Origin of the sequence: Tepidimonas sp. (assembly GCF_036824975.1) — a bacterium.
In the GTDB taxonomy this organism is placed as follows: Bacteria; Pseudomonadota; Gammaproteobacteria; order Burkholderiales; family Burkholderiaceae_C; genus Tepidimonas.
This window is the reverse complement of record NZ_DAISZC010000131.1, coordinates 1-1,794: the sequence shown is the minus strand read 5'-3', so window position 1 is coordinate 1,794 and position 1,794 is coordinate 1. Positions and strand designations below refer to the sequence as shown.

Annotated in this window: 3 protein-coding genes; all 3 read left to right on the top strand. The window is 67.2% G+C overall.

Annotated features, from left to right (window positions below):
- Positions 1-170: 170 nt before the first annotated feature.
- Positions 171-1,199, top strand: coding sequence for a DnaJ C-terminal domain-containing protein (locus V7Z54_RS09920; RefSeq protein ID WP_334136258.1), 1,029 nt, complete (start codon positions 171-173; stop codon positions 1,197-1,199).
- A gap of 13 nt (positions 1,200-1,212) precedes the next feature.
- Entirely contained in the window at positions 1,213-1,536 is a 324-nt protein-coding gene (locus V7Z54_RS09915) for a MerR family transcriptional regulator (RefSeq protein ID WP_334136256.1), read from the top strand.
- Between the two features lie 14 nt (positions 1,537-1,550).
- A partial coding sequence (locus V7Z54_RS09910) for an ATP-dependent metallopeptidase FtsH/Yme1/Tma family protein (RefSeq protein WP_334136254.1) occupies positions 1,551-1,794 on the top strand: 244 nt, incomplete at its 3' end.

The following is a 1,794-nucleotide window of genomic DNA, read 5'->3' as shown; positions in this document are numbered from 1 at the left end:
GTGGCATGGGGGCTCCTGAACATCATCATGGTAGGCCCCTCACACAAAAATCCTGATACCTTCAGCCGGGGTGCCCCCTTGGTTCGCCGGGGCTTTGCCCTCATTTCAATAACGTATGCTGCACGGGCGCTCGGCGGTGGCGTCCACCAAATGCACCAAGGATGACGGCGATGCACTTTCCCGATTACTACGCAACACTGGGTGTGGGGCGCGACGCCAGCGCGGAAGAAATCAAAAAGGCGTATCGGCGGCTGGCGCGCAAGTATCACCCGGACGTCAGTAAAGAGCCCGACGCTGCGCAGCGTATGGCCGCGATCAACGAGGCCCACGAGGTTCTGTCCGATCCGGAAAGGCGCAAGATCTATGACGCGGTGGGGCATGAGGCTTGGGCTCAGGGCGCACGGAGTGAGGAAGCTGCCGAAGCAGCCCGACAGTGGGCGCGTCGCCAGCAGGCCAGCGCAGGGACGTGGCGCCGCGCAGCGGGCAATGGCGCTGCCGATACCGATGCCGGTTTTGCCTTCGACGACGGCTACAGCGACTTTTTTCACGAGATGTTTGGCCACGCGGCGCGTGCACGAGCCCACCGGAGAGGTGCGCACACCGCGCACGGGGCGCACGGCGCTGCGCATCGGGGCGAAGACCAGCACGCGGAGATCACGCTGTCGCTGCAGGAGGCCTACCGCGGCGCACAGCGTGTGCTGACGCTGCAGACGCTGGAGCTGGACGCCGACGGGCAGGTGACCCCGCGCACCCGCACGTTGGAGGTGAAGGTGCCGGCCGGCGTGGCCGAGGGACAGCTGATCCGCCTGCCGGGGCAGGGGCTGCCCAGCCCGGATGGAGGCCCCAGCGGCGACCTGTTTTTGCGCGTGCACATTCGCACCAGCGACAAGGCGCGTGTGCAGGGGCGTGACGTGACGCTGCGCGTGCCGGTGACGCCGTGGGAGGCGGTCTTGGGCGGTGACATCACCGTATCGACCCCCGCAGGCGAGCTGACGGTGCACGTGCCGGCGGGCTCTGGGTCTGGGCGCAAGCTGCGCGTGCGTGGCAAGGGTATCCCGGGGCGCGAGCCTGGGGATTTGTACCTGGAGTTGGATGTGGTGGTGCCCGGGGCGGTGACGGCCGAGCAGAAGGCCGCCTGGGCCGCCGTGGCTAAGACCTATCCGGGGTTCGATCCGCGCCCCAGCGGCGGCGCATGGTGAGGGGGACGTGGCCATGACCTTGATGCCCACAACAGCGGTGTATGAGACGGTGGAGTTGATTGATGGCGATGTGCTGAGCGTGGAGCAGCTGGCGCGCCTGTGTGGGGTGACTCCCCAGTGGGTGCTGGCGCGCGTGCGCGATCAGCTGCTCGACGCCACTTGGCAAGCGGGCGCGTGCACGTTTTCCGCGGCGGCGGTATGGCGTGCGCGGCAGATGGCGGCCATCGAGCGCCAGTTCGATGCCGATCCGGCGCTGGCTGCGCTGGTGGCCGACCTGAGCGAAGAGGTGCAGCGTCTGCGCGCCGAGTTGGTCTACCACTTGGCGCGTGCCATTTGAGCGGGGAGCTTGGGATGGACAAGCAAAAGACATGGAACGCCAGTTATTGGTTGGTGGCGTTCGCGATGTTGCTGGCGTTGCAGAACTGGTGGCAGGCGGCCACCAGCGTCCAGCCCCTGCCGTACAGCGAACTCGAGCAGGCGTTGCGCGAGGGTCGGGTGGATGAGGTACTGGTGGGGGACCAGACGATAACCGGGCGCCTGAAGTCACCGGATGCGCGCGGCAAGGCAGTGATCGTGGCCAACCGGGTCGAGCCCG

What these genes read in the sequence shown, in the direction of transcription:
- V7Z54_RS09920 (WP_334136258.1), top strand. Translation starts at nt 171, where the DNA reads ATGCACTTTCCCGATTACTACGCAACACTGGGTGTGGGGCGCGACGCC.
- V7Z54_RS09915 (WP_334136256.1), top strand. Translation starts at nt 1,213, where the DNA reads ATGACCTTGATGCCCACAACAGCGGTGTATGAGACGGTGGAGTTGATT.